The following is a 21622-nucleotide window of genomic DNA, read 5'->3' as shown; positions in this document are numbered from 1 at the left end:
CTTTTAATTAATTGTTTGTTGAAATAATGAGACATATTCTTCATATCTTTCTTTATAATTAAAAAGCTGGTGTGCCCTTTGAGTACACATTTCCCTGTAATTAGCCTTATTGGCCTTTTTGAGCTGCGTAATATAATTTCGCACCTGATCAAGACTCCCTTTTTCTGCAACAAACCCCGTATTTTCGTCGATTGCCTCCGGGCTGCCTCCTGTGTTATAGGTTATCACAGGAGTTCCGCAAGCCAAGGCTTCCAGATTTGTTGTTGGAAAATTGTCTTCATAAGTCGGATTATAAAATACATCGGCTGCGGAATACAACTCTGCCAGTTCACTCACATCCTTGGCCTTCCCGTACGAAATAATGTTTTCAGGCAAATTCTTCTGCTGTTCTACGTTTAATCCATCCACTAAGACCACTTCGTCCGGTTGTAAAAAATCACTTAACAACTTAATGTCAGAAAAGCCTTTTCGCTCAGACCACTTATTGGCAATCCCCAGAATAATAAATTTCTTTTCCAAGCCATACTTCTCTCGAATTTTGGAAGGTTTGTAATGGAAATTGGAAAGATTAATTCCATTCCTGATCAAATTGATCGGATAATCGCAAAGGAAAGATTGCCGGACATTTGATTTGAGCCAGTTGGAATGCACAATAAGCTGTAAGTCTTTAACATTGGTAAAAATGTCTTTTTTCGCCTTAAAATTTGCATGAGAATTATTGACCCATGACTTGGGATAAGAATTTTTACACGGACAGTTTTTACAAGTATCTTTCCAATTTGAGCAACCTACCATGTCAAAATAAGCGCAATGACCTGTAAAAGCCCAGCAATCATATAAGGTCCAAAAAATTGGCTTGTTGCATTCCTTTAAGTAATCAAATAAAATTTTTATGTTAACATAATAACCGTGAATATTATGCAAAGCAATAACATCAGGATTTATTTCTTTAATTTTTTTAATCAATGTTCTAGTAGCGTTTTTTGAGCCAAAGCCATGCGCATCAAACAGACGAGATTTTACACCGTGCAATAATCTATCTGTCTTTACCCCAATCTCTATTATATTAGATTTCCCTCCTTCTCGTTTTCTTCCACAGGCAATATAACTTTCCCAACCCCTATTTATTGCTATTTGTCCAATTTCCATAGCAATCCTGCCTGTAGAGCCCATATTGGCAACTGAATTTATTTGGAGTAGCTTTTTCATAATGCCTTTTGATTTTCAATAATTTTTCCAATCGAAATCATTCTCATATCCCGCTTTTATTAATTCTTCACCGGCATACTCTTTAAATATATCACACGATTCCTCATTGAAATAATTTTTCCAATCTCCACTTATCCCTTTTCTAATAAAGCTTTTCCTGTCTTCTTCGCCAGGATTCCGTTTGGCTAGTTTTTTAAAGGAATAATTATCAACTATTTCCTTTAATCTGTTTTCATCAGGGACCAGTATTTCGTAAAACTCTAAAGCATTTTTTATACATTTTGAGGGTTTGGTTAAAAGATCTTCATATTTTACTATACAAAGTCTACTTTGATTCACTTTTACATTATTGATCAAATCGCTCCAACTAAAATGAAATCTATTTTCATTTGGATATCCTTTGAACATATACTCAATAAATTTAGGCAGATTTTCTCGCACATTGTTATAATCCTTAAATGGCATTTTTTTTCGATGATATGTAACTCCTCCCGGATTATTATGACTATTGTCAAACAAAAAGTGAAAATAGGCCGAAACCATAACATCACGGCCATCGCGTATGACACAAATCGCCTTTCCCATTCTTGGATTGAATAAATGATGTCCATGCATTATACTTCTTTCGAAAGTCGGAGAGATATTTCTCGGAAAAGGAATATTAGAAGCATCTGCTAACATTTGACAGAACCAGGAAGCACCAGATTTTGGAAACTCGGTCACTAAGATCAAATCAAGTTTATTGGATAGAAAATGCCACATGTACAGCCGTTTTATAGCCGCCAAATAGATCTTAAATTTTGATCGGGTGTCTTTCATAATCGCTATCGGTAATTTTATATGTAAATTATTTTAATAAAAAAAGATAAACATCGAATTATTCTTTTGATGATCTTTTTCCAATTTCACTTTTAGTAACTTTTAATGTTTCATAAACCTTATCTACTCTTTTTTTAAAGATTGGATCATCAACTACTGATCTTTTGGCTTTTTCCAGATATAATTCATACTTTCGAATGGCAAGTGGTCTTAAAAATGAGATACGAGAATAAATCTTGGGATTGCCTGTTCTTAAAAGTGGGATTTTTGAAGCTTTTAGTTGTTTATTCATTTCTTGAATATAATTCTTAATATAAGGAGCAGCATCTCCATAATAACCATTTAAAAAATCAGTAATAAGAGAATCAATATCCAAATCTGGGTTCCATAATAGTTTTGCCGTTAAATAACTGCGTAATTCGTACAGTCCCCCAGATGGTTGTCGATGACTTTCTTCAAAAATTTTGTTAATCCCCAAATCTTTATAACCTTTAATCGCTTGTTGTAAAAGATAAAAATTTGGGTATGGAGCAAATTCATATTTAGTATTATAAATATAATCCCAAACCATTATATTATCCGTTAATTTTTGCCAGACCTGCAGGTCCTTTATAAATTTATTGCCTGGATTTTTTGTATCTACTGCCTTCGTTCTGTTCCCCCATGTGTTACAAATGATAACAAGTATATTTCCAAGGGGTTTAATATTCTCAGAGGACGATCGGCTATATTGATAAGCCAAATATGTAATTGTATGGTCTGGAAATGTTTGAGCAATTCTATTTGCAAAGCCTAAAGTCATATCTCCACTTATTTTTCCCTTATCTTCGCTTTTTATTTTACGCGTCATATCCCCTTGACTCGCTCCGATAAATTTTGCAGTTGGATGGTCTTGTACTCTTTTTTTGATTTTGCCAATCATGATCTCTAGAACCTCATTATTTTCATAATTGATATCAACAGCATCTTTGCCCTTATTGAAATATGTAAAATACTCTGGATGTTTTTTAGGGCCCCATTTTAAACTAAAGTACTTTGTAGTTGTATGAATCCATGGTTTTAACCATAACGGATTAATTCTGGGAGGAAGGTCCAATTTATGCCATTTGCAATACTCAACAGATAAACCTTCATAAGAATTAAGCATCCTAATTTCAAAGGCAGGATTTTGAATATCAAGGATTGGTTCTAAAATGATATTCTCTTTTTGAGGTATTACAATGGCATCCCGGGCATAAAATCTACACCCCAAATACTTCTCCAACAAGGTATAAATTCCATTTATTATCCCTTTTTCGTTGATGCCAGAAATTAAAAGATGTTTATTCTCAGTTTTAATTATAAATCCATCCTTTTTTAGTTCCGTATATGGAAGCTCAATTCCCCGGGATTCCATGAAATCTTTCCCTCCGATAATAATCTGAGGCAAAGCGCTTTTTTCTGTTGTTATAGACAGCTTGACATTCCCGATTTTAAAGAAATAACTTTGTAACTCCCTGACAGTCTTTATAATATTTTCGCCTGCGTTAGGAGGTATACAGATTTGATAGTTACTCTGATTGTTTTCCACCAATACCACCGTTTGAATAGTTTGCGCTTTACAACTCATCAAACTCATTAAAAAAAACAAAAAAACAGAACAACGCATCATAATTTTAATTAAAGATTAAGCATATTTCGAGTTGCTTCGGTATTAAAGAAATAAACACCAATTCCAAACATTATCACAATCAATAAGAGAGCTATCCAATGCTGCTCATATAAATATTTAAGATTATTAATATACAGCGCTAAAAAAGGGAAGCTCAAATAAACTATACGGCCAAAAGTTGTTGGATTGAACCAAAAAAGCGAAGTTAAGATTGTTATAATAATATACGTGGTGAATAAAAATTCACCCTTTTTTGATCTTAATTTAAATCGAATTTTATAAAAAATATATAAAAATAAAAAGGTTATAAAAGAATAATGAAAAAAGTATTCTGAACTTTCATAAAGCGTATATACGCTGGGATAAAACCTATTAATCAAATCTACAAAGAAATACATTAATGGTTGAAGCAATAAAAGAAATACGAACACGAATTTGTTGTGTTTTTTTATCAATTTAGAGAAAAGACTAATCATTAACAAACACATAATCAAAACAATACCGGTAGAATTGTGCAGAAAAAGTGTTACAGCAACCGAAAGAAATAGCTTTATTTTTCTTTGTTCATAGTAATAGGCGATCGCAAATAAGAAAAATGCTAATGAAAACCCTTGCCTGATCGCATTGGCAAATAATTGGACAAACCCTGGAGTAGCATAAAAAAACAAGAAAATCAAAAGATAATCTTTCCCTACAAGCTTCCGCAACGAGAGGATAAACAAAAAAATAGAAACAGATGCGGTAATATATAAAAAGTGTTGTGGACTAACACCCAGCCAAGATAAAGCAAAATTCCAGAATCGATATATATAGTCTCCTTTCCAATTATAACTATATACGTCCATAAACGTCGAAAAAGTATCGTATTGCAAAAAATTATAATAAGTTACATATTTTATCGTGTCAAAGCCTGCAGTAAGGGGCCTTAACCCTACTAATGTACTCGAAACTATTGCAACGGGCAATATCACAAACCATAGCGTTCGTTTTCCTTCGTGGAGTTTTAAAGGCCTCTCCAGCAAAAAAACACCAACTATAAAAATATAAATCAATATAAAATTCAGCATACAACTAATTTATATTTCGTGTATTAAAGAACAACTTTTTCTGACCTAAAATACTGTAAATGTATCTCACATAAAGTTTTATAAGAATGATCAATTTTTCTTTAAATGTAAGGTTTTCTAACGCGAAAAAATCATGACTACTTATTTCCTTTGAATAAAACTCTCTGGTAATTTCGTGGATCAAACGTTTTTTAGATTTAGTTTCAGTTTCAACTTCTATTTGGTTTAATAGCTGTTGAATTTCCACTTTTGAAAAAGGCTTATGCTTTTCATAAATATGCAATTTAGCCCTTATATTTTTTTTCGGCTCATAATGGGAATTTGTAATTTTAACGTTACCTATCCTATAAAAAACTAAGCATTCCTTTAAAATTACAATAGAGTTATCTTTACACTGTAAAACACGCATCCATAAATCCCAATCCTCACCTATATGTAATACTTCATCCTCATCGAATTTACCTATCCTATCCAAAATTCTCTTTCTTATTATCACAGAAGACGTCCTTATAGAATTCACCTTCAAAAGTTCTCCATAGGTTAATCTTTTATTTCGCCAAAGTTGCGAAGAGGGAACAATATGCCCAGGAAATGAGTATGAATTAGATGCCACAAGTTCAATATTATCATTAGCTAATAAATATGCTACTTGAATTTCTAATTTATTCTTAATCCACAAATCGTCATCATCACAAAATGCAATAAACTCACCTTTCGCTTTTTCTATTCCAATATTACGAACCCGGCTTGGGTACTTCAGGTTATTTTTTAATTCGACAAATTTGATTCTTTCATCATTATAAGAAGTGACAACCGTGGAAGTATTATCAGTAGATGCATCCGAAATTATAATTATTTCAAAATTTCGATATGTTTGCTCTAAAATACTTTTTAATGTTTGCTGTAATAACCTAACACGATTATGAGTAGGAATAATAACACTTACTAATGGTTCATAATTCATTTCAATTATTTAATTATTATTAACTATGTAAATCTTATGGATTAATTTTTAAGCACTCAATTCAAATCAAAAACAAACATTTTTTTTTCATATGATCCGAGAGATTTTATGCTCTAATAAAATTCATAGAGTATAATAGAAATCTCCTTAAATGTATTTTTTGGTATGCGTAAAATTCTTCAACGCTTTTTGTTGCAATGTATCAATACTCACAGTATGCACTTTTTGAACCTTTATTATTTTTAGGATTATATCTACAACTTCCGAAGGTGTTTTATTGAAATCTCCGATTCTAAAATTTTGGTCATAACCTATATCATCCAAAAAATCACTACATTTTTTATGGTATTCTACTTGTAAGAATGGAGTAGAAGAGAAACATGAAAATATACCAGCATGGAGTCTTGTGGATAATATCATGGAGCAATTCCCAACAGTTTCCCACATTTTATATGTATAAGGGCTATATGGAGTAATCGTGGTTTCAACAATAGGAGAAATAAGACTTTGTAATTCTAAGGATTTTTTATAATCCCCATTAACGGCATGGGAATTGAAAACTAGAATATTGATTTTTAGATTATGAATCCTCTTGGATAATAGCTTAATTGTTTCTATCATTTTATTAAACCTCAATTCATCAATTTTGATATCTCCTTTTTTAATGAATCTTTGATAATCACAAATACTGACCCCTATTTCAATTTTCTCTTTTTTAGATTTTATTATTGGATACATTTTTGGTAAAATAGCCGCCATATCAAATGATTCAATAATTGGAATGGAAAGGTTCATATCTATAGCATCTTCATAAGAATCTTTATCTCGCAAGGAAATAAAAGAGAAATGCTTGAGATATTCTCTTATACTTTCTCTAGCGGTGATAGATTTATATGGTCCTAAAGAAACCCCTACAGCTCCTAACTTTATTTTTTTAATTTTATGGTAATGAAAAAAAACATTTGATTTATTAAATGGCCCTTTTATATCAGAATGGAATATAGAACCTCCGGAATATATTATTTTATTTGCTAAAAGGCCCTGATAATATAACTCAATGATTTCTTGACGTTTAAAATATTCCTTTCCTATTAGGGTTTTATTTAATTTCGTTTTATCCTTTTTAAAAGGAAGATTACGTCCATGAAATTTAACATCGTCAACATTCCAATATTTTTTTGCCGCCCAATCTGAAATTAGGCAGAAAGCATCATCACCTGTATTTAGACGACCGTAATATCCCGTAAATAATAAACTCATATACAAGTATTTTTTAAATCTTTGATTCTTACTTTTATCATAACCTAAAAGCAATAAGAGTAATATTTCCGAGCTAAGATTATCACTTAATTCGTTTAGGTTTAATGATATGCACAAATTCCAAATAAGGCTCAAATTTGAAAAATTTTGCTCCCATCCAATAAAGCCCCCCACCAATTCCTAAACCTACAAATAATCGCAAAATATCGGACAATGCAGCAAAATTATAATCAAAACAAAAGACAATAACTCCTACAATAGCGTTAAGCAATAATATAGGCATAATATCTTTTAATTGATTCAATGTTGGGTATTGAATAAACTTTCCAGAATAATAGCTATTGAAAACATACATTAAAATGGTACTGACTGCCTGAAATATCAATAAGGGATAGATACCAAAAGGGATAATTATGATGAGTCCAACGATAACAATAGCTTTTTTGATAATTTCCAATTTCAGAAAAAGATCACTTCGCCCTTTAACGTTAACAATAGCAAGATTATATGTGCTTAAAGGGTAAATTACTCCAGTAATGCAAAGTATACGAAAATAAGGCACTGCTGGCAACCATTTTTCGGTAAACACGAACCGAAACAAAGGTACTGCCATGACCGCTGCCAAAACAAAAGCCGGACATATCCAAAATAGAACTTGTTGAATGATTTTTTTAAACCCTTCCTTTAAACGCTTATCATCATCTTGTATAGAGGAAAAGGCAGGAAAAGTGACTTTGGCAAGTGCACCACTTATGGTTGAACTTGGAATGATCACCAGATTATTCGCATTTTGATAATATCCCAAAGCACTCAGTGGAAAAAATTTACCGATCACGACTAAATAAACATTTTTATAAACAGTATGGATAATTGTGGAAACCATCAAATTACTTCCAAAAGAAAATAGTTTTTTCACCTTGCCGCCGTTATACGTTAATAAAGGCATCCATCTGCTATAAAACCAAATTTGTATGGCATAAGCAAAGCGGGTTATTAGTTGCAAGGCAATGATGCTCCATACACCAAACCCCATAATGGCTATAACAATGCTAGCCACTCCACCAATCACAGTAGAAGGTATACTGATAATTGTCAAGGTTTTAAATCGCATTTCCTTACTCAATCGGGCTTCCTGTACATAAGAAAAGGCATTGATGACAAAAACTAAGGAAAGTGCCCGAACTAGTTCCGTCAAAACAGGTTGATCATAAAAGGTAGCGATGTATGGTGCCGCGAAAAAAAGAATAACATAAATTAAAACGCTTACTCCCAAATTAACCCAAAACACTGAGGAGTAATCTTCTTCATCCGTATCTTTTTTTTGAATCAAGGCTTGATTAAAGCCTGCAATTATCAAAGCTTGACTTACCTGGATAAAAATCATTAACATGCCGATTAAGCCGAAAGCTTCCGGAGTTAACAAACGCGCTAGTAGCAACATCACTATAAACTGAATCCCTTTACCACCTATATTTTGCAAAAGCGACCAGAATATCCCATTAATTGTTTTACTTTTAAGTGATGTCATAAAAGTGTATAAATAATAATTTCTTTTAATCAAAAATATTTTTTTACATAGTTCGAGAATTTGTCACTAAATACCCGAACTACACTATCGTCAATATAGATGCTCTAGCCTATGAATCCCGCACCACCTGTAATAAAAATCGTTTTACTCATATTCACCTATTCTATATATTTATTCGGTAAAATCAAACTCTACTTAATTTCTCCTACTCCAACTGCATACACTTCAAACCCTATATCTGCTAGTAGCTCCCGATCCAGTATCGCCCTGCCATCAAACACAAACGAAGGTCTTAACATATTGTTGTATATCTTCTGCCAATCGTAGGCTTTAAATTCATCCCACTCCGTCAGGACAGCTATAGCATGAGCTTCGTTAGCAGCCTCGTACGGATCGTTTACCACAGTAACCAACTTCCTGTTCTCCTCTTCATCCCGGGTATTCAAATAGTCCAGGTCTGCACACACCTGCTCTTCCGTTACTTTGGGATCGTAGACCACGATCTCCGCCTGTTCATTAAGCAGATGGTCCGCCACATAGATAGCTGCTGACTCCCGGGTATCGTTGGTATCTTTTTTAAAAGCCCAGCCCAGGAAAGCGATCTTTTTGCCGGAAACCGTGTTGTACAGGGTAGTGACAATATTGTCGGCAAACCGTCTTTTCTGGTGATCGTTCATCAATATCACCTGTTCCCAGTAATCGGCCACTTCGGTAAGCCCGTAGGATTTCGCAATATACACCAGGTTCAGGATATCTTTTTGAAAACAGGACCCTCCAAACCCCACGGAAGCCTTCAGGAATTTAGGTCCTATACGGCTGTCCGTACCGATCGCCCTGGCCACTTCATTAACATCGGCCCCGGTTTTTTCGCACAATTCGGACATGGCATTGATGGACGATACACGCTGTGCAAGGAAGGCATTGGCCGTAAGCTTGGACAGTTCGGAAGACCATACATTAGTTGTTAGTATATTTTCTTCAAGTACCCAACGGGCATATACATTAACCAGCGCCTGTATGGCTTCCGGGGAATCCCCGCCTATCAACACCCGATCGGGTGCAACGAGATCCTGTACGGCCGTACCCTCGGCCAGGAATTCCGGGTTAGACAGAATGTCAAAGTTCACACCGTTACCGGTATTGTGTAATATACTCTTTAAAGCCTCTGCCGTACGCACCGGTAGGGTTGATTTTTCCACTACAATCTTATCATCTTTAGCTACCCTGGCGATCTGGCGGGCACAGAGCTCTATATATTTCAGATCGGCAGCCATCCCCTTTCCCTTTCCATAGGTTTTGGTCGGGGTATTGACCGAGATAAAGATCATTTCGGCTTCATCTATGGCCTTGTCCACTTCGGTGGAAAAGAACAGGTTTCTTCCCCGGGCTTCGGCTACGACTTCACTCAATCCCGGCTCGTACACCGGTATGTTGTTTACATCCTCATCATTCCAGGCCGCTATTCGTTGCGCATTAATATCTACTACGGTAACTTCTATATCCGGGCATTGCTGTGCTATGACTGCCATGGTGGGGCCACCAACATAACCGGCCCCAATACAACAGATCTTGCTTATTTCTTTATTCATTTATAAGTGTACTTATATTAATTTATTGAGTTCCAGAAAATCGCTATGGCGTTTCCGGCCTCAAAAGTACCACTCTCCGGTTGCAAAAGCAATTAAAAAATTCACCCTACCTACAACGGCATTCGTAAAGATAAATTATATTCCGGATTGCGCAATTTGAAAACTGTCGTGTTCCTGCCCAAAAATACTTTATTTATGCGACTCCCATATTCCCGGATCGCGATGCGATACTACTAAAAATTTATGTATTTACCTACTTTTAGTGTGCGATTTAATAAAGAGATTACAATTTATTAAAAAGCAAACAGGAATTTTACGAATTGGTTATACAGGTTAATTCATTATAGCGCTAAAATCCGTCGGTTTATTGCAAACTGAGGGGGGCTGTTTGGCCACGGATTCACTAATTGTTTTTTGGTTTGGAGTCGGGGAGTTTTGGAGGGGATTATCTCTCAACCCTTAAAACCATAGCAAGTATGTGTCTTTGCGAGCGAAGTAGTCTACCCTGAGCATTCTAAGAGTCTGTCTAAGGGTGGCAATCTCCCGGAGGCAGACGCATTCCAGCCGGGAGACTGCAGTGTTTCACTCCCAATGACGTAGCGCATTCCTTTTGGTTTGTGAGTTAGAGAATCCCGGAGTTTTGGAGAATGTCACTTTTTAACGTTTAAACCATAACAAGTACGCGTCTTTGCGAGGAACCGACCGAAGGGAGGTAAAGCTTGCCCTGAGCGGAGCCGAAGGGTGGCAATCTCCTGGAGGCTGGCAGCATACCCTCAGTGGTATACGCATACCTGCCAGGAGACTGCCGACGCTTCAGTTTATCCTGAGCCCAGTTGAAGGGCTGGCAGTGACGCTTTTTAAACGTCATTACCAGTTTATGCGGTTGGCAAAACGTTAATTCTCGCGGTGACGCATTCCTTTTGGTTCAGGTATTTCTCTAAAACCCAATTCACCAACTTTTAAAGCCCGGAAAACAGCCATAAACACAACCCGGTTTACGCCGGAAGGGGATGGGTACGCAGCGTAAGGGGTTCGGTTTGCTGCATACACAATTAAGTTTACCGCATACAGGGTTACTTATGCGGCATACACAACTGCTTAAGCAGCGAACAGGGTTATGTTTGCGGTATAAGGGATTAAGTACGCCGCATATACAATTAAGTTCACCGCGTACAGGGTTGCTTATGAATTCATACGCAGCTGCTTGAGCGGCTAACAGGGTTATGTTTGCGGCCTAAGGGATTAAGTCCGCCGTATACACAATCAAGTTCATCGCGTACAGGGTTGCTTATGCGGCATACACAATGGCGCAAGCAGCGAACAGGGTTATGTTCGCGGCCTAAGGGATTAAGTCCGCCGTATACACAATTAAGTTCACCGCGTACAGGGTTACTTATGCGGCATACACAATGGCGCAAGCGGCGAACAGGGTTATGTTCGCGGCCTAAGGGATTAAGTCCGCCGTATACACAATCAAGTTCACCGCGTAACGGTTTGCTTATGCAGCGTAAGCAATTGCTTGAGCGGCATACCGAACCTGGTTCGGCGTATACACAATCCCTTAAATGGTACTGTTTAGGACTTGTCAGGGAACAAAAAGACAAACGTTTTCACCACCGTTCCTATGAACTTCCGGAGCACCCGGGCAGGGTCATAAGAATAATAATACTTTTCTTTTGGTTGGGGAGTTTCGGAGTCATGGAGTTGGGGAGTTTCGGAGAATCTTACTTCTCAACGCTTAAACATAACAAGTATGCGTCTTTGCGATCCCGATGGATATCGGGAGTGGCCATCTCCCGGAGGCCGGCAACATACCTCCGGTGGCATGCGCATACCCGCCGGGAGACTGCAGTGTTTCACTCGCAGTGACGTGTAGCGCATTCCTTTTGGTTGGGGAGTTGAGGAGTTTTGGAGTTGGGGAGTCCAGGAGTCCCTGGGAATCTCACTTTTCAAGTCTTAAACCATAAAAGTACACACTTAAAAGGAGCCTGATTTTCCACTCCCGATATTTATCGGGATCACCCTTTAGGGGCGGGGCAAAAAATCGCGGAAAATCAGGTTCCCCTCAGGCCATGCATTGAGCCTGCCCAGCTTGCCGAAGTGCTCAGCAACAGGTAGGCGCATACCTGGAGGGAGATCACCACGTCCCTTTCGGTCGTTGCAGATCCGCTGGTAACCTGGGCTGATAAAGAGGATTTTAGCTGCCATCTCAATTTATGCAATTGACTAAATATTAGGGATCGCAGTGACGCGTGACATACTCTCCGGGCTTGTGTTTTTGGTGGCAATGACACAGGTTTCTCTCTTTCACCCGTTTTCCTTATACTTTTTTATATACCATTCCACTGTCTTCCTGATCCCGCTTTCAAAATTTTCTTCGGCCTTCCAGCCCAGTTGATTCTCTATTTTGGCCGCGTCTATGGCATAGCGCCTGTCATGCCCGGCACGGTCTTCCACATAGGTGATCTGCTTTTTATAGGAACCGGCAGGCGCGGGACATACCTCATCCAGGATATCGCAAATGGTACGGGCTATATAATTATTGTCCCATTCGTTTTTACCGCCTATATTGTACACTTCCCCGGCCTGCCCCTTGTGAAATGCCAGGGCTATACCGGTACAGTGGTCCTTTACGAAGAGCCAGTCGCGGATATTTCCCCCGTCGCCGTATATGGGTATCGCCTCGCCCCGTAATGCCCTCCGGATCACCGTTGGGATCAGTTTTTCATCGTGTTGTTTGGGACCGTAGTTGTTGGAACAATTAGTGATCACGGTATTCATACCATAGGTATGATGGTAACTTCTCACGATCATATCGGAAGCGGCCTTGCTCGCCGAATAAGGCGAATTGGGGGCATAGGGCGTTTCTTCGGTGAACAGCCCGGTTTCGCCGAGCGTGCCGTATACCTCATCCGTAGAAATATGATGAAACCTGCAGCCTTCGTATTCCGTTTTACAGGTAAACGGTTGTTGCATCCAGTATTTATAAGCCACATCAATAAGGGTGAAGGTACCGTTTACATTGGTCTCTACAAATACTCCCGGGTTTTTAATGGAATTGTCCACATGCGACTCTGCGGCAAAATGGATGACGCCTCCTATATCAAACCGGTTAAAAATGGTTTCCACCAGGTTCCTGTCCCTGATATCCCCCCTGATAAAGGTATAGCGTTCTTCATTCTCCAGTTCCGCCAGGTTTTCCTCTTCACCCGCATAAGTGACCAGGTCCAGGTTGATCACGTGATAATCCGGATATTTTTCCAGAAAACAGGGAATAAAATTGGAGCCTATAAATCCCAGGCCTCCTGTTACCAGTATGTTCTTTTTTGCAGGCATTTTCGGGTTCTTTTTTCTTTGTTTTATGTTTTTTAAGGTGTTTTTAGAATGATGGATTATGGCGGGCTTCCGTCCTTTTGCCCCGGCCCTAAAGGGTGGGACGGAGGTCACAGCTGTACAACTTTAAAAACTTATACTGCACAATTATAATATCCCCCCAGAGAAATTCCGCTCCCTTTAGGGTTGGGGCAACGGAATTTCGGCTTTAACATCAATCGTACTACGAGCCACCCCCCGTCCTTCTACCCCGGCCCTAAAGGGTGGGACGGGGGGTAAAGCTTTACAACATTAAAAATTCATATCTCACAATCATAATATACCCCCCAGAGAAATTCCGCTCCCTTTAGGGTTGGGGACAACGGAATTTCGGCTTTAAATTAACCGTACTACAAGCCAACCCCCGTCCTTCTGCCCCAGCCCTAAAGGGTGGGACGGGGCCAAAGCTTTACAACATTAAAAACTTACACTTCACAATCATAACATCCTCCAGAGAAATTCCGCTCCCTTTAGGGCCGGGGCAACGGAATTTCGACATCAAAATCCCATCACCCTCAAACACTTCCTTAAACTATCTCTCCAATACGGAATACTAATGTCAAAGTCTTTTTTTATCGCTTCCTTACTCAATACCGAATACGACGGCCTTTGTGCCGGGGTCGGGTATTCCGAAGAGGGGACCGGGATCACCTTACAGGGCAACCCCTTGTATTCCATTATGGCTTCTGCAAAATCATACCACGTACACACGCCTTCGTTTGTATAGTGATAGGTCTTTACCTTTTTATGGCGGAGCTTTGGCAGTATTTTCAGTAGCGCTGCAGCCAGGTCTCCGGCATAGGTGGGAGACCCTACCTGGTCATCGACAACCCGGATTTCTTTTTTTTCCGCTCCCAGGCGCAGCATGGTTCTTACAAAATTACTGCCTTGTGCGGAATAAAGCCACGAAGTACGGATGATCACGGCATTTTCCGGATTGATCGTTCTTATGATCTCTTCGCCTTCCCACTTTGTTTGTCCGTATACATTTACCGGGGCGGCGGGATCATCTTCCCTGTAGGGCCGGTGATTTTTACCGTTAAAAACATAATCGGTAGAAAGATGTATCAGTTTCAGGTTCCGGATCCTGCACGCTTCGGCCAGGGTTTCCATGGCTTCGCCATTTACCCGTCTTGCCTTTTCGGGTTCAGACTCCGCTTTGTCCACAGCGGTATAGGCCGCACTATTGATCACCGCTTCCACAGGGTGCTTTCCGAGGAACTGTTTCACCTTTTCCATATCGGTAATATCCAGTGAAGCACGATCTGCAAAGAGAAAATCACCTTTGCCGGAGAGTTTTTTTAATTCCCGTCCTACCTGCCCGGAGGCTCCCGTTACCAAGATCTTACCCATATAAACCGGTATTAAAATCAAAAAATTCCGCCTTTTCGAATAACGGTTGTTCGCGGTCTTTGGCAGATAACTTCAGTTCACTCTCCGGCAATTTCCAGTCGATAGCCAGGGTAGGATCGTTAAAAGCTATTCCCCGCTCGCTTTCCGGATGGTAATAGGCATCCGTTTTATAGGAAAACAGGGCCGTATCGCTCAGCACTACAAAACCGTGGGCAAAACCCCGTGGTATAAATACCTGTTTTTTATTTTCGCCGGAGAGTTCCAGGGCCACATATTTTCCGAAGGTAGGAGATCCTTTCCGTATATCTAAGGAGACATCCAGCACCCTTCCTTCGATAACCCGTACCAGTTTGGTCTGTGCATGCGGGAGGAACTGATAATGCAACCCCCGCAGCACGCCACGGGAAGACCGGGATTCATTGTCCTGGCAAAAATTGACAGACCGCCCGATAAAAGTTTCGAGCCGGTCGCAACGGAAACTTTCCATAAAATATCCCCGGCTATCGCCATGGACCTCGGGTTCACAAATGATGATGTCCGGAATTTCGGTTCTGGTGAATTTCATGTATGTTCAGCAGTTTTATTTAGAACTGTTTTTTTAATTATTCGTCATTAAAGTCTTGCGCCAGGGATATTGAAACACAGGATATCCTTGCGAAGTCCTGGAAACCGGTTTGGCACAGGATTGGGGCCTTTACTCTGAATGTTTGTGCTTTACCTGTGGTCCGGGCTTTCAAACCCTCCGTCACGACTGAAGTCGAGACACCTCCCTTCTCCCGATAACTATCGGGGTCAAGGGAGGAGCTTGTTTTACGGCTCAAACAAGAAGTATACTTTTGAAATACTTTTGATTCATAGCCCTTAAGCATTATTCACCTTATTTTGATAAAATTCAGCGTAACCACCATTAATTCGGTTTTATTCTACTTCCTCCCCGTCACCTTTTCTTTTTATCTCCGCCTTGCGCAACAGGTACTGTCCGTATTCGCTTTTGCCCAGGGGTTCGGCGAGGGCACGTAATTGCTCCCTGTTGATGTACTCGCGGTCAAAAGCAATCTCTTCGAGACAGGCCACTTTTAGTCCCTGTCGCTTTTCTATGGTCTGGATAAAATTGGACGCTTCCATCATGGATTGGTGTGTCCCCGTATCGAGCCAGGCATATCCCCTGCCCATGAGCTCCACTTTTAACCCGCCCCGATGCAGGTACTCCTGGTTTACCGACGTTATTTCCAATTCGCCACGGGCGCTGGGTTGTATACGTTCCGCGATATCCACTACGGAATTGGGATAAAAATAAAGCCCGGTCACGGCATAATTGCTCCTCGGTTTTGCTGGTTTTTCCTCGATACTGAGCGCATTTCCGGCACTGTCAAATTCAATAACCCCGTAACGTTCCGGATCCTGTACATAATAACCGAATACCGTAGCCTTTCCTTCTTCTTCCACATGCCGAACCGACTTCTTTAAAAGTTCCGTAAGCCCGTGACCGTAAAATATATTATCGCCCAGCACCAGGCAAACATCATCGTCCCCGATAAAATCCCGGCCAATGGTAAAAGACTGGGCCAGGCCCTCCGGGCGGGGTTGTTCTGCATAGCTCAGCCTGATCCCCAGTTCACTGCCGTCACCGAGCAGTTTCCTGAAATTTCCCAGGTCATCCGGAGTGGAGATGAGCAATATTTCCCTGATCCCCGCCAGCATCAATACCGACAGCGGATAATAGACCATAGGCTTGTCATAGATAGCAAGTAATTGTTTGGAAACCCCCTTGGTCACCGGGTATAGACGGGTGCCGGAGCCTCCTGCAAGGACAATTCCCTTCATGGTGTTTCTTTTTGTGGTTTAATCACCACCGTTAAGCAAATATACGCTAATGTAATACTTTTGGGATAATTGCGGGAGGGAAACAGGGATGGTTTAATCCTCCAATGGTGTTACCATCGTTCATTGATGCATGCCCTGAACATAAATTGAAGGTTGGCAATCTCCCGGAGGCCGGCAACATACCTCCGGTGGTAGGCGCATACCCGCCGGGAGACTGCAGTGTTTCACTCGCAGTGACGTGTAGCGCATTCCTTTTGGTTGGGGAGTTGAGGAGTTTTGGAGTTGGGGAGTCCAGGAGTCCCTGAGCGTCTCACTTTTCAAGTCTTAAACCATAAAAGTACACACTTAAAAGGAACCTGATTATCCACTCCCGATATTTATCGGGATCACCCTTTAGGGGCGGGGCAAAAAATCGCGGAAAATCAGGTTCCCCTCAGGCCATGCATTGAGCCTGCCCAGCTTGCCGAAGTGCTCAGCAACAGGTAGGCGCATACCTGCCGGGAGACTGCAGCTCCCGATATCCATCGGGATCGCAGTGACGTATTCCTTTGATTTGTAGATTTTCCTTAAACTGCAATAAAAAACATCTTTTCGGGGTAATGAAAATCATTTTCGGACAGAGCCGGCTTTTGGCCTTAGAGCATCTATAAAACAAAAACCGCCTGAAAATGCATAATCTATGCTCCGGATTAACGCACCTTCAGGCAGTTCCTTTTATGAAAGCTAATTAATGTAAGTTTAGAAAAGGATCCCGGATATCAATTCACCAAAAACCAGTTATTCAACAGGTTCTCCCTGTTGTATTTCATTTTTTCCTTAGTGGTATAATCGATAACCGTAAACCCGGCATGCTCACAAATGGCCTGTCCAGCGGCAGTATCCCATTCCATTGTAGGGGCAAAGCGCGGATAACAATCGGCCTCACCTTCCGCCACCATACACAGCTTGAGGGAACTCCCCTTGGAGATGGTTTCCACACGACCGTGTTTTTCTTTCAACGCATCGATAAAATCTTTGGTTTCGGGCGACAAATGCGACCTGCTGGCCACCACGGTGTATGCCTCCCCGTTCTTTTTACGGGGAAGTTTTGCCGAAGCGGATTTCCATTCTTCCACCGTATCATAACCGGATATATCCGTACACTTATACGCTCCCGTTTCTGCCGTAGAAAAATAGAGTTCCCTTAAAGCGGGTACGTAGATCACCCCGAGTACAGGCGACTGGTCTTTTACCAGTGCAATGTTTACGGTAAATTCCCCGTTCTTTTTGATGAATTCCTTGGTCCCGTCTATCGGGTCTACGATCCACAGGGTATCCCAGTTTTTTCGCTCCTCGTAGGCGAGTTCTTTTCCTTCTTCAGACAATACGGGGATATCGGTTTCTTTCAGAAAGCTCATGATCTCGTTATGAGACGCGATGTCCGCTTTGGTCAGCGGCGAGTCATCCGATTTAAAATCCACTTCAAAATCCTCGTTGTCATAGATGTGCATTATTTTATCGCCCGCACTGAGGCTGGCCTTTATGGCCACTTCCAGTAATTGATTCAATTCCATCTTTACAGCCATTTACACGATCATCCCCGCAGCTACGGTCTCATTGGTATCTTCATCGATAAGGATAAGACTTCCCGTAGCACGGCTTTCCCTGTAAGAATCGAACAGCAGCGGTTTGGTTGTACGGAGTTTCACCTTGCATATGTCATTCATCTCCAACCCTTCCCCATCCGGGCTCCGGTCCAGAGTACTGATATCAATCTTGTACACGATTTCCTTGATCATGGCCTTTTGTTCGTTGGACGTATGCCTTACGGTATATTTTGCACGCGGTTTGGCCGGGCTGTTGTTCAGCCAGCAAAGCATCACCTCCACATCCTGTGAAGATTCGGGCTTATTGTTGGAACGCACGATCATATCGCCCCGGCTGATATCTATATCATCTTCCAGTGTCACCGAAACGGACATGGGCGCATAGGCCTCTTCAACAGCACCATCATATGTATCTATGGTTTTTATTTTCGAGGTAAAACCGGAGGGCAGTACAGTGATCTCATCGCCGGGACGAAATACTCCGCTGGCCATTCTTCCGGCGTAACCGCGATAGTCCCTGTACGCTTCACTTTGCGGCCGCAGTACGGTCTGTACGGGTAAACGGGCATCCACCTTGTTGATGTCACTGCTGATGTGCATGGTTTCCAGGGTATGCAGTAATGTAGACCCTTCATACCAGGGCATGTTTTCCGAACGGTTCACAACATTATCGCCCAGCAGGGCGCTGATAGGCCGGAAACGAATGTCCTTTACCAGCAGTTTTGAGGAAAACTCCTCAAACTGGCTCACGATGTTGTTAAATACTTCCTCGGAAAAATCCACGAGGTCCATTTTATTCACACATACAATAATATGCGGTATCTGCAAAAGAGAGGCAATAAAGGCGTGCCTCCTGGTCTGCTCGATCACTCCGTGACGGGCGTCTACAAGAATAATGGCCGCATTGGCCGTAGATGCCCCGGTCACCATATTTCGCGTATACTGAACATGGCCGGGCGTATCGGCAATGATGAATTTCCGTTTAGGGGTGGTAAAATAGCGGTAGGCCACATCTATGGTGATCCCCTGCTCCCTTTCATCTTTCAGGCCATCGGTAAACAGGGCGAGATCCACCCCGTCGTGCCCTTTTCTCTTACTGGTGCTTTCCACGGCCTCCAGCTGGTCTTCGAAAATGGACTTGGAATCGAACAGCAAGCGTCCTATCAAAGTACTTTTTCCGTCATCTACACTACCTGCGGTGGTGAATCGCAATAATTGGCTTTTATCGAGTTGCATTGTTTCTTTCTTTTTCTTTAATCATTCAGTTATTAGAAATATCCCTGGCGCTTCCTGTCTTCCATGGAAGTTTCCGAGCGCTTGTCGTCCGAGCGGTTTCCGCGTTCGGTCTGTCGCATGGCGGATACTTCCTCGGCGATTTTTTCGACCGTATCGGCTTCGGATTCGATTCCCCCGGTAATGGTAATGTCCCCGAGTGTTCGGAAACGTATTTTTTTAACTATAACTTCTTCGTGTTCTCCGAGTTTCAGGAATTCCGAATTGGGTATCCAGGAATTATTGCGCCAAACCACCTCTCTTTCATGTGCAAAGTAAAGCGAAGGGATCTGTATGTTTTCCCGGTTTATGTAGTTCCATACATCCATTTCCGTCCAGTTGCTTATGGGAAAGGCCCTGAAGTGCTCTCCTTCAAAGTATTTGCCGTTAAAGAGGTTCCATAACTCGGGACGCTGGTTTTTGGGGTCCCACTGTCCGAAGTCGTCCCTGTGGGAGAAAAAACGTTCCTTGGCCCTGGCCTTTTCTTCATCACGGCGCCCTCCTCCTATGGCACAATCTATTTTATTTTCTTCGATAGCATCCAGCAAAGTAGTGATCTGAAGGGAATTACGCGTGGCGTTCTTTCCTTTTTCTTCGGCGACACGTCCCTTGTCAATGGATTCCTGTACCGAACCAACAATAAGCCGGACTCCCAGTTCATCAATCAGTTTATCACGGAATGCAATGGTTTCCGGAAAATTATGGCCGGTATCGACATGCATCAGTGCAAACGGTATTTTTGCGGGGTAAAAGGCCTTACGGGCCAGATGGGTCACTACGATGGAGTCCTTTCCTCCCGAAAAGAGGATAACGGGATTCTGAAACTGCGCCCATACCTCCCGCAACACGTATATGGCCTCCGACTCGAGCTCATCCAGGTAATTCAAATAATACTTAGTCATGATCTTTACTTAGCTTTCTAATTTGGTTTTAATTGCATTCATTACTTTTTCCACGGCTTCCGGCACCGATTCCTTTTCGGTATGGATTTCTATATCGGGATTTTCCGGCGCCTCGTAAGGGGCGGAAACACCGGTCATGTTATCTATTTTACCTTCCCGGGCCTTTTTGTACAACCCCTTCACATCCCGGCGTTCACACTCCTCCAGGCTGGTACTCACATAAATCTCTACAAAATTACTGGGTTTTACGGTGTTTGCAATAAATTCCCTGTCTTTTTTATAGGGCGATACGAAAGCAGCCAGTACCACGAGCCCGGCGTCCACCATTAAATTGGCGATCTCGGCGATCCGCCGGATGTTCTCCGACCGGTCTTCCGGACTAAAGGACAGGTCGCTGTTGATCCCCCGCCGTATATTATCACCATCGAGTACGTAGGTTTTTACCCCTTCATCGTGCAGCCGCTGCTCCACGGCATTTGCTATCGTAGACTTCCCGGAACCGGACAGCCCGGTAAACCACAACAGGAAAGAATTGTGCCCGTTGCTGAGGTTTCGCTCCCTCTTGGAGACTTTGTAGTATTGTTTTACGACATTTTTTTCCATCGTTTTCCCCGTTTCCTTTTATTTAAACCATAATCAATTTTATACCAGACCCGCTCGTGAAGATAGTACAATATCATTTTGGTCATGACTTCCGCAAGGCCGATCTTCATTCCCGTCATCGGATTGCCCGTAATGATCCATGCCAGTATCATGGTGTCTATGGTACCGACCACGCGCCAACTCACTGTTTTCAACAGGTGTCGTTTTCTACTGTCCGGCATATCCGCCTTGAACCAGGCCCTTTCGTGAAAATAGTAAAGTACCATCTTGGTCACGACTTCCGTAAGTCCGATCTTAAGTCCGGACATGGGATTACCGGAAATAACCCATGAAAGTAACATAGTATCTATCGTGCCCACAATGCGCCAGGTAACTGCTTTGACTATGTGCCTCTTTTGTGAATTATTCCCCATAGATTCTCTTCCCGTATTTTTTTAGTATCCTTCTTCTTAACTTTCCCGCCTTGTATACTATACTTCAATTTGGATGCCATCGAGGTTATTCTTTCCGTAACCTGTACCTATTTTACCGGGCCGCGCCAAAAATAGTACACTACAATTGCAAAAACAATTAAAAAAGCTCAGTTCCTACAACGGGGGATGTAAGAATAAATTATGTCCTGT

19 protein-coding genes are annotated in these 21622 nt (G+C 41.3%); 1 reads left to right on the top strand and 18 read right to left on the bottom strand.

Going from position 1 to position 21622, the window contains the following annotated elements:
* Positions 1-3 precede the first annotated feature (3 nt).
* From LS482_RS11725 to LS482_RS11690, 8 genes are all read right to left on the bottom strand, one after another.
* Positions 4-1209, bottom strand: a complete 1206-nt coding sequence (locus LS482_RS11725; RefSeq protein ID WP_233027720.1) for a glycosyltransferase — start codon at positions 1207-1209, stop codon at positions 4-6.
* A 15-nt stretch (positions 1210-1224) separates the two neighbouring features.
* Positions 1225-1971, bottom strand: coding sequence for a sulfotransferase domain-containing protein (locus tag LS482_RS11720; protein ID WP_233027719.1), 747 nt, complete (start codon positions 1969-1971; stop codon positions 1225-1227).
* A 115-nt stretch (positions 1972-2086) separates the two neighbouring features.
* Positions 2087-3679 carry a glycoside hydrolase family 20 protein gene (locus LS482_RS11715; RefSeq protein ID WP_233027718.1) on the bottom strand — a complete coding sequence of 531 codons (1593 nt, stop codon included), beginning with the start codon at positions 3677-3679 and terminating at the stop codon, positions 2087-2089.
* An 8-nt stretch (positions 3680-3687) separates the two neighbouring features.
* On the bottom strand, positions 3688-4746 hold the full coding sequence (locus LS482_RS11710; RefSeq protein WP_233027717.1) for an EpsG family protein: 1059 nt from the start codon (positions 4744-4746) through the stop codon (positions 3688-3690).
* A 4-nt stretch (positions 4747-4750) separates the two neighbouring features.
* On the bottom strand, positions 4751-5710 hold the full coding sequence (locus tag LS482_RS11705; RefSeq protein ID WP_233027716.1) for a glycosyltransferase family 2 protein: 960 nt from the start codon (positions 5708-5710) through the stop codon (positions 4751-4753).
* 147 nt (positions 5711-5857) lie between these two features.
* A complete protein-coding gene (locus LS482_RS11700) occupies positions 5858-6970 on the bottom strand; it encodes a polysaccharide pyruvyl transferase family protein (protein WP_233027715.1) in 1113 nt (370 codons plus the stop codon).
* A gap of 82 nt (positions 6971-7052) precedes the next feature.
* A complete protein-coding gene (locus LS482_RS11695) occupies positions 7053-8498 on the bottom strand; it encodes a lipopolysaccharide biosynthesis protein (RefSeq protein ID WP_233027714.1) in 1446 nt (481 codons plus the stop codon).
* A gap of 191 nt (positions 8499-8689) precedes the next feature.
* The gene (locus LS482_RS11690; RefSeq protein WP_233027713.1) at positions 8690-10087 is read right to left on the bottom strand and encodes a UDP-glucose 6-dehydrogenase; all 1398 of its coding nucleotides are present in this window, start codon (positions 10085-10087) and stop codon (positions 8690-8692) included.
* Between the two features lie 688 nt (positions 10088-10775).
* Here LS482_RS11690 and LS482_RS11685 point away from each other — a divergent pair.
* Positions 10776-10985: a hypothetical protein gene (locus LS482_RS11685; RefSeq protein ID WP_233027712.1), complete on the top strand. Its 210-nt coding sequence runs from the start codon at positions 10776-10778 to the stop codon at positions 10983-10985.
* A 1156-nt stretch (positions 10986-12141) separates the two neighbouring features.
* Here LS482_RS11685 and LS482_RS11680 read toward each other — a convergent pair.
* From LS482_RS11680 to LS482_RS11635, 10 genes are all read right to left on the bottom strand, one after another.
* The gene (locus LS482_RS11680; protein ID WP_233027711.1) at positions 12142-12309 is read right to left on the bottom strand and encodes a hypothetical protein; all 168 of its coding nucleotides are present in this window, start codon (positions 12307-12309) and stop codon (positions 12142-12144) included.
* An 85-nt stretch (positions 12310-12394) separates the two neighbouring features.
* On the bottom strand, positions 12395-13423 hold the full coding sequence (gene rfbB, locus LS482_RS11675) for a dTDP-glucose 4,6-dehydratase (protein WP_233027710.1): 1029 nt from the start codon (positions 13421-13423) through the stop codon (positions 12395-12397).
* A 534-nt stretch (positions 13424-13957) separates the two neighbouring features.
* The gene (rfbD, locus tag LS482_RS11670; protein WP_233027709.1) at positions 13958-14812 is read right to left on the bottom strand and encodes a dTDP-4-dehydrorhamnose reductase; all 855 of its coding nucleotides are present in this window, start codon (positions 14810-14812) and stop codon (positions 13958-13960) included.
* On the bottom strand, positions 14805-15377 hold the full coding sequence (gene rfbC / locus LS482_RS11665; protein ID WP_233027708.1) for a dTDP-4-dehydrorhamnose 3,5-epimerase: 573 nt from the start codon (positions 15375-15377) through the stop codon (positions 14805-14807). The genes rfbD and rfbC overlap by 8 nt, the downstream gene beginning before the upstream one ends.
* 353 nt (positions 15378-15730) lie before the next feature.
* A complete protein-coding gene (gene rfbA, locus LS482_RS11660; protein WP_233027707.1) occupies positions 15731-16636 on the bottom strand; it encodes a glucose-1-phosphate thymidylyltransferase RfbA in 906 nt (301 codons plus the stop codon).
* A gap of 758 nt (positions 16637-17394) precedes the next feature.
* Positions 17395-18189 carry a 3'(2'),5'-bisphosphate nucleotidase CysQ gene (gene cysQ / locus LS482_RS11655; RefSeq protein ID WP_233027706.1) on the bottom strand — a complete coding sequence of 265 codons (795 nt, stop codon included), beginning with the start codon at positions 18187-18189 and terminating at the stop codon, positions 17395-17397.
* 12 nt (positions 18190-18201) lie between these two features.
* On the bottom strand, positions 18202-19458 hold the full coding sequence (gene cysN, locus LS482_RS11650) for a sulfate adenylyltransferase subunit CysN (RefSeq protein WP_233027705.1): 1257 nt from the start codon (positions 19456-19458) through the stop codon (positions 18202-18204).
* Positions 19459-19490: 32 nt separating this feature from the next.
* Positions 19491-20396 carry a sulfate adenylyltransferase subunit CysD gene (cysD, locus tag LS482_RS11645; protein WP_233027704.1) on the bottom strand — a complete coding sequence of 302 codons (906 nt, stop codon included), beginning with the start codon at positions 20394-20396 and terminating at the stop codon, positions 19491-19493.
* A 9-nt stretch (positions 20397-20405) separates the two neighbouring features.
* Positions 20406-20999, bottom strand: a complete 594-nt coding sequence (cysC, locus tag LS482_RS11640) for an adenylyl-sulfate kinase (RefSeq protein WP_233027703.1) — start codon at positions 20997-20999, stop codon at positions 20406-20408.
* Entirely contained in the window at positions 20981-21412 is a 432-nt protein-coding gene (locus LS482_RS11635; RefSeq protein ID WP_233027702.1) for a DUF2061 domain-containing protein, read from the bottom strand. Before LS482_RS11635 ends, cysC begins: the two co-directional genes overlap by 19 nt.
* Positions 21413-21622 lie beyond the last annotated feature (210 nt).

The organism is Sinomicrobium kalidii (assembly GCF_021183825.1).
In the GTDB taxonomy this organism is placed as follows: domain Bacteria; phylum Bacteroidota; class Bacteroidia; order Flavobacteriales; family Flavobacteriaceae; genus Sinomicrobium; species Sinomicrobium kalidii.
Note: the sequence above shows the minus strand (reverse complement) of the source record. Positions and strands in the feature narration are given on the sequence as shown.

Bases quoted from the DNA above. Each gene is read 5' to 3' on its own strand.
- LS482_RS11705 (WP_233027716.1), bottom strand. From the start codon at position 5,710: ATGAATTATGAACCATTAGTAAGTGTTATTATTCCTACTCATAATCGT.
- LS482_RS11635 (WP_233027702.1), bottom strand. From the start codon at position 21,412: ATGGGGAATAATTCACAAAAGAGGCACATAGTCAAAGCAGTTACCTGG.
- rfbC (WP_233027708.1), bottom strand. From the start codon at position 15,377: ATGAAATTCACCAGAACCGAAATTCCGGACATCATCATTTGTGAACCC.
- cysD (WP_233027704.1), bottom strand. From the start codon at position 20,396: ATGACTAAGTATTATTTGAATTACCTGGATGAGCTCGAGTCGGAGGCC.
- rfbA (WP_233027707.1), bottom strand. From the start codon at position 16,636: ATGAAGGGAATTGTCCTTGCAGGAGGCTCCGGCACCCGTCTATACCCG.
- LS482_RS11720 (WP_233027719.1), bottom strand. From the start codon at position 1,971: ATGTGGCATTTTCTATCCAATAAACTTGATTTGATCTTAGTGACCGAG.
- cysN (WP_233027705.1), bottom strand. From the start codon at position 19,458: ATGCAACTCGATAAAAGCCAATTATTGCGATTCACCACCGCAGGTAGT.
- LS482_RS11695 (WP_233027714.1), bottom strand. From the start codon at position 8,498: ATGACATCACTTAAAAGTAAAACAATTAATGGGATATTCTGGTCGCTT.
- rfbB (WP_233027710.1), bottom strand. From the start codon at position 13,423: ATGCCTGCAAAAAAGAACATACTGGTAACAGGAGGCCTGGGATTTATA.
- LS482_RS11700 (WP_233027715.1), bottom strand. From the start codon at position 6,970: ATGAGTTTATTATTTACGGGATATTACGGTCGTCTAAATACAGGTGAT.
- cysC (WP_233027703.1), bottom strand. From the start codon at position 20,999: ATGGAAAAAAATGTCGTAAAACAATACTACAAAGTCTCCAAGAGGGAG.
- LS482_RS11690 (WP_233027713.1), bottom strand. From the start codon at position 10,087: ATGAATAAAGAAATAAGCAAGATCTGTTGTATTGGGGCCGGTTATGTT.
- cysQ (WP_233027706.1), bottom strand. From the start codon at position 18,189: ATGGAATTGAATCAATTACTGGAAGTGGCCATAAAGGCCAGCCTCAGT.
- LS482_RS11715 (WP_233027718.1), bottom strand. From the start codon at position 3,679: ATGATGCGTTGTTCTGTTTTTTTGTTTTTTTTAATGAGTTTGATGAGT.
- LS482_RS11725 (WP_233027720.1), bottom strand. From the start codon at position 1,209: ATGAAAAAGCTACTCCAAATAAATTCAGTTGCCAATATGGGCTCTACA.
- rfbD (WP_233027709.1), bottom strand. From the start codon at position 14,812: ATGGGTAAGATCTTGGTAACGGGAGCCTCCGGGCAGGTAGGACGGGAA.
- LS482_RS11710 (WP_233027717.1), bottom strand. From the start codon at position 4,746: ATGCTGAATTTTATATTGATTTATATTTTTATAGTTGGTGTTTTTTTG.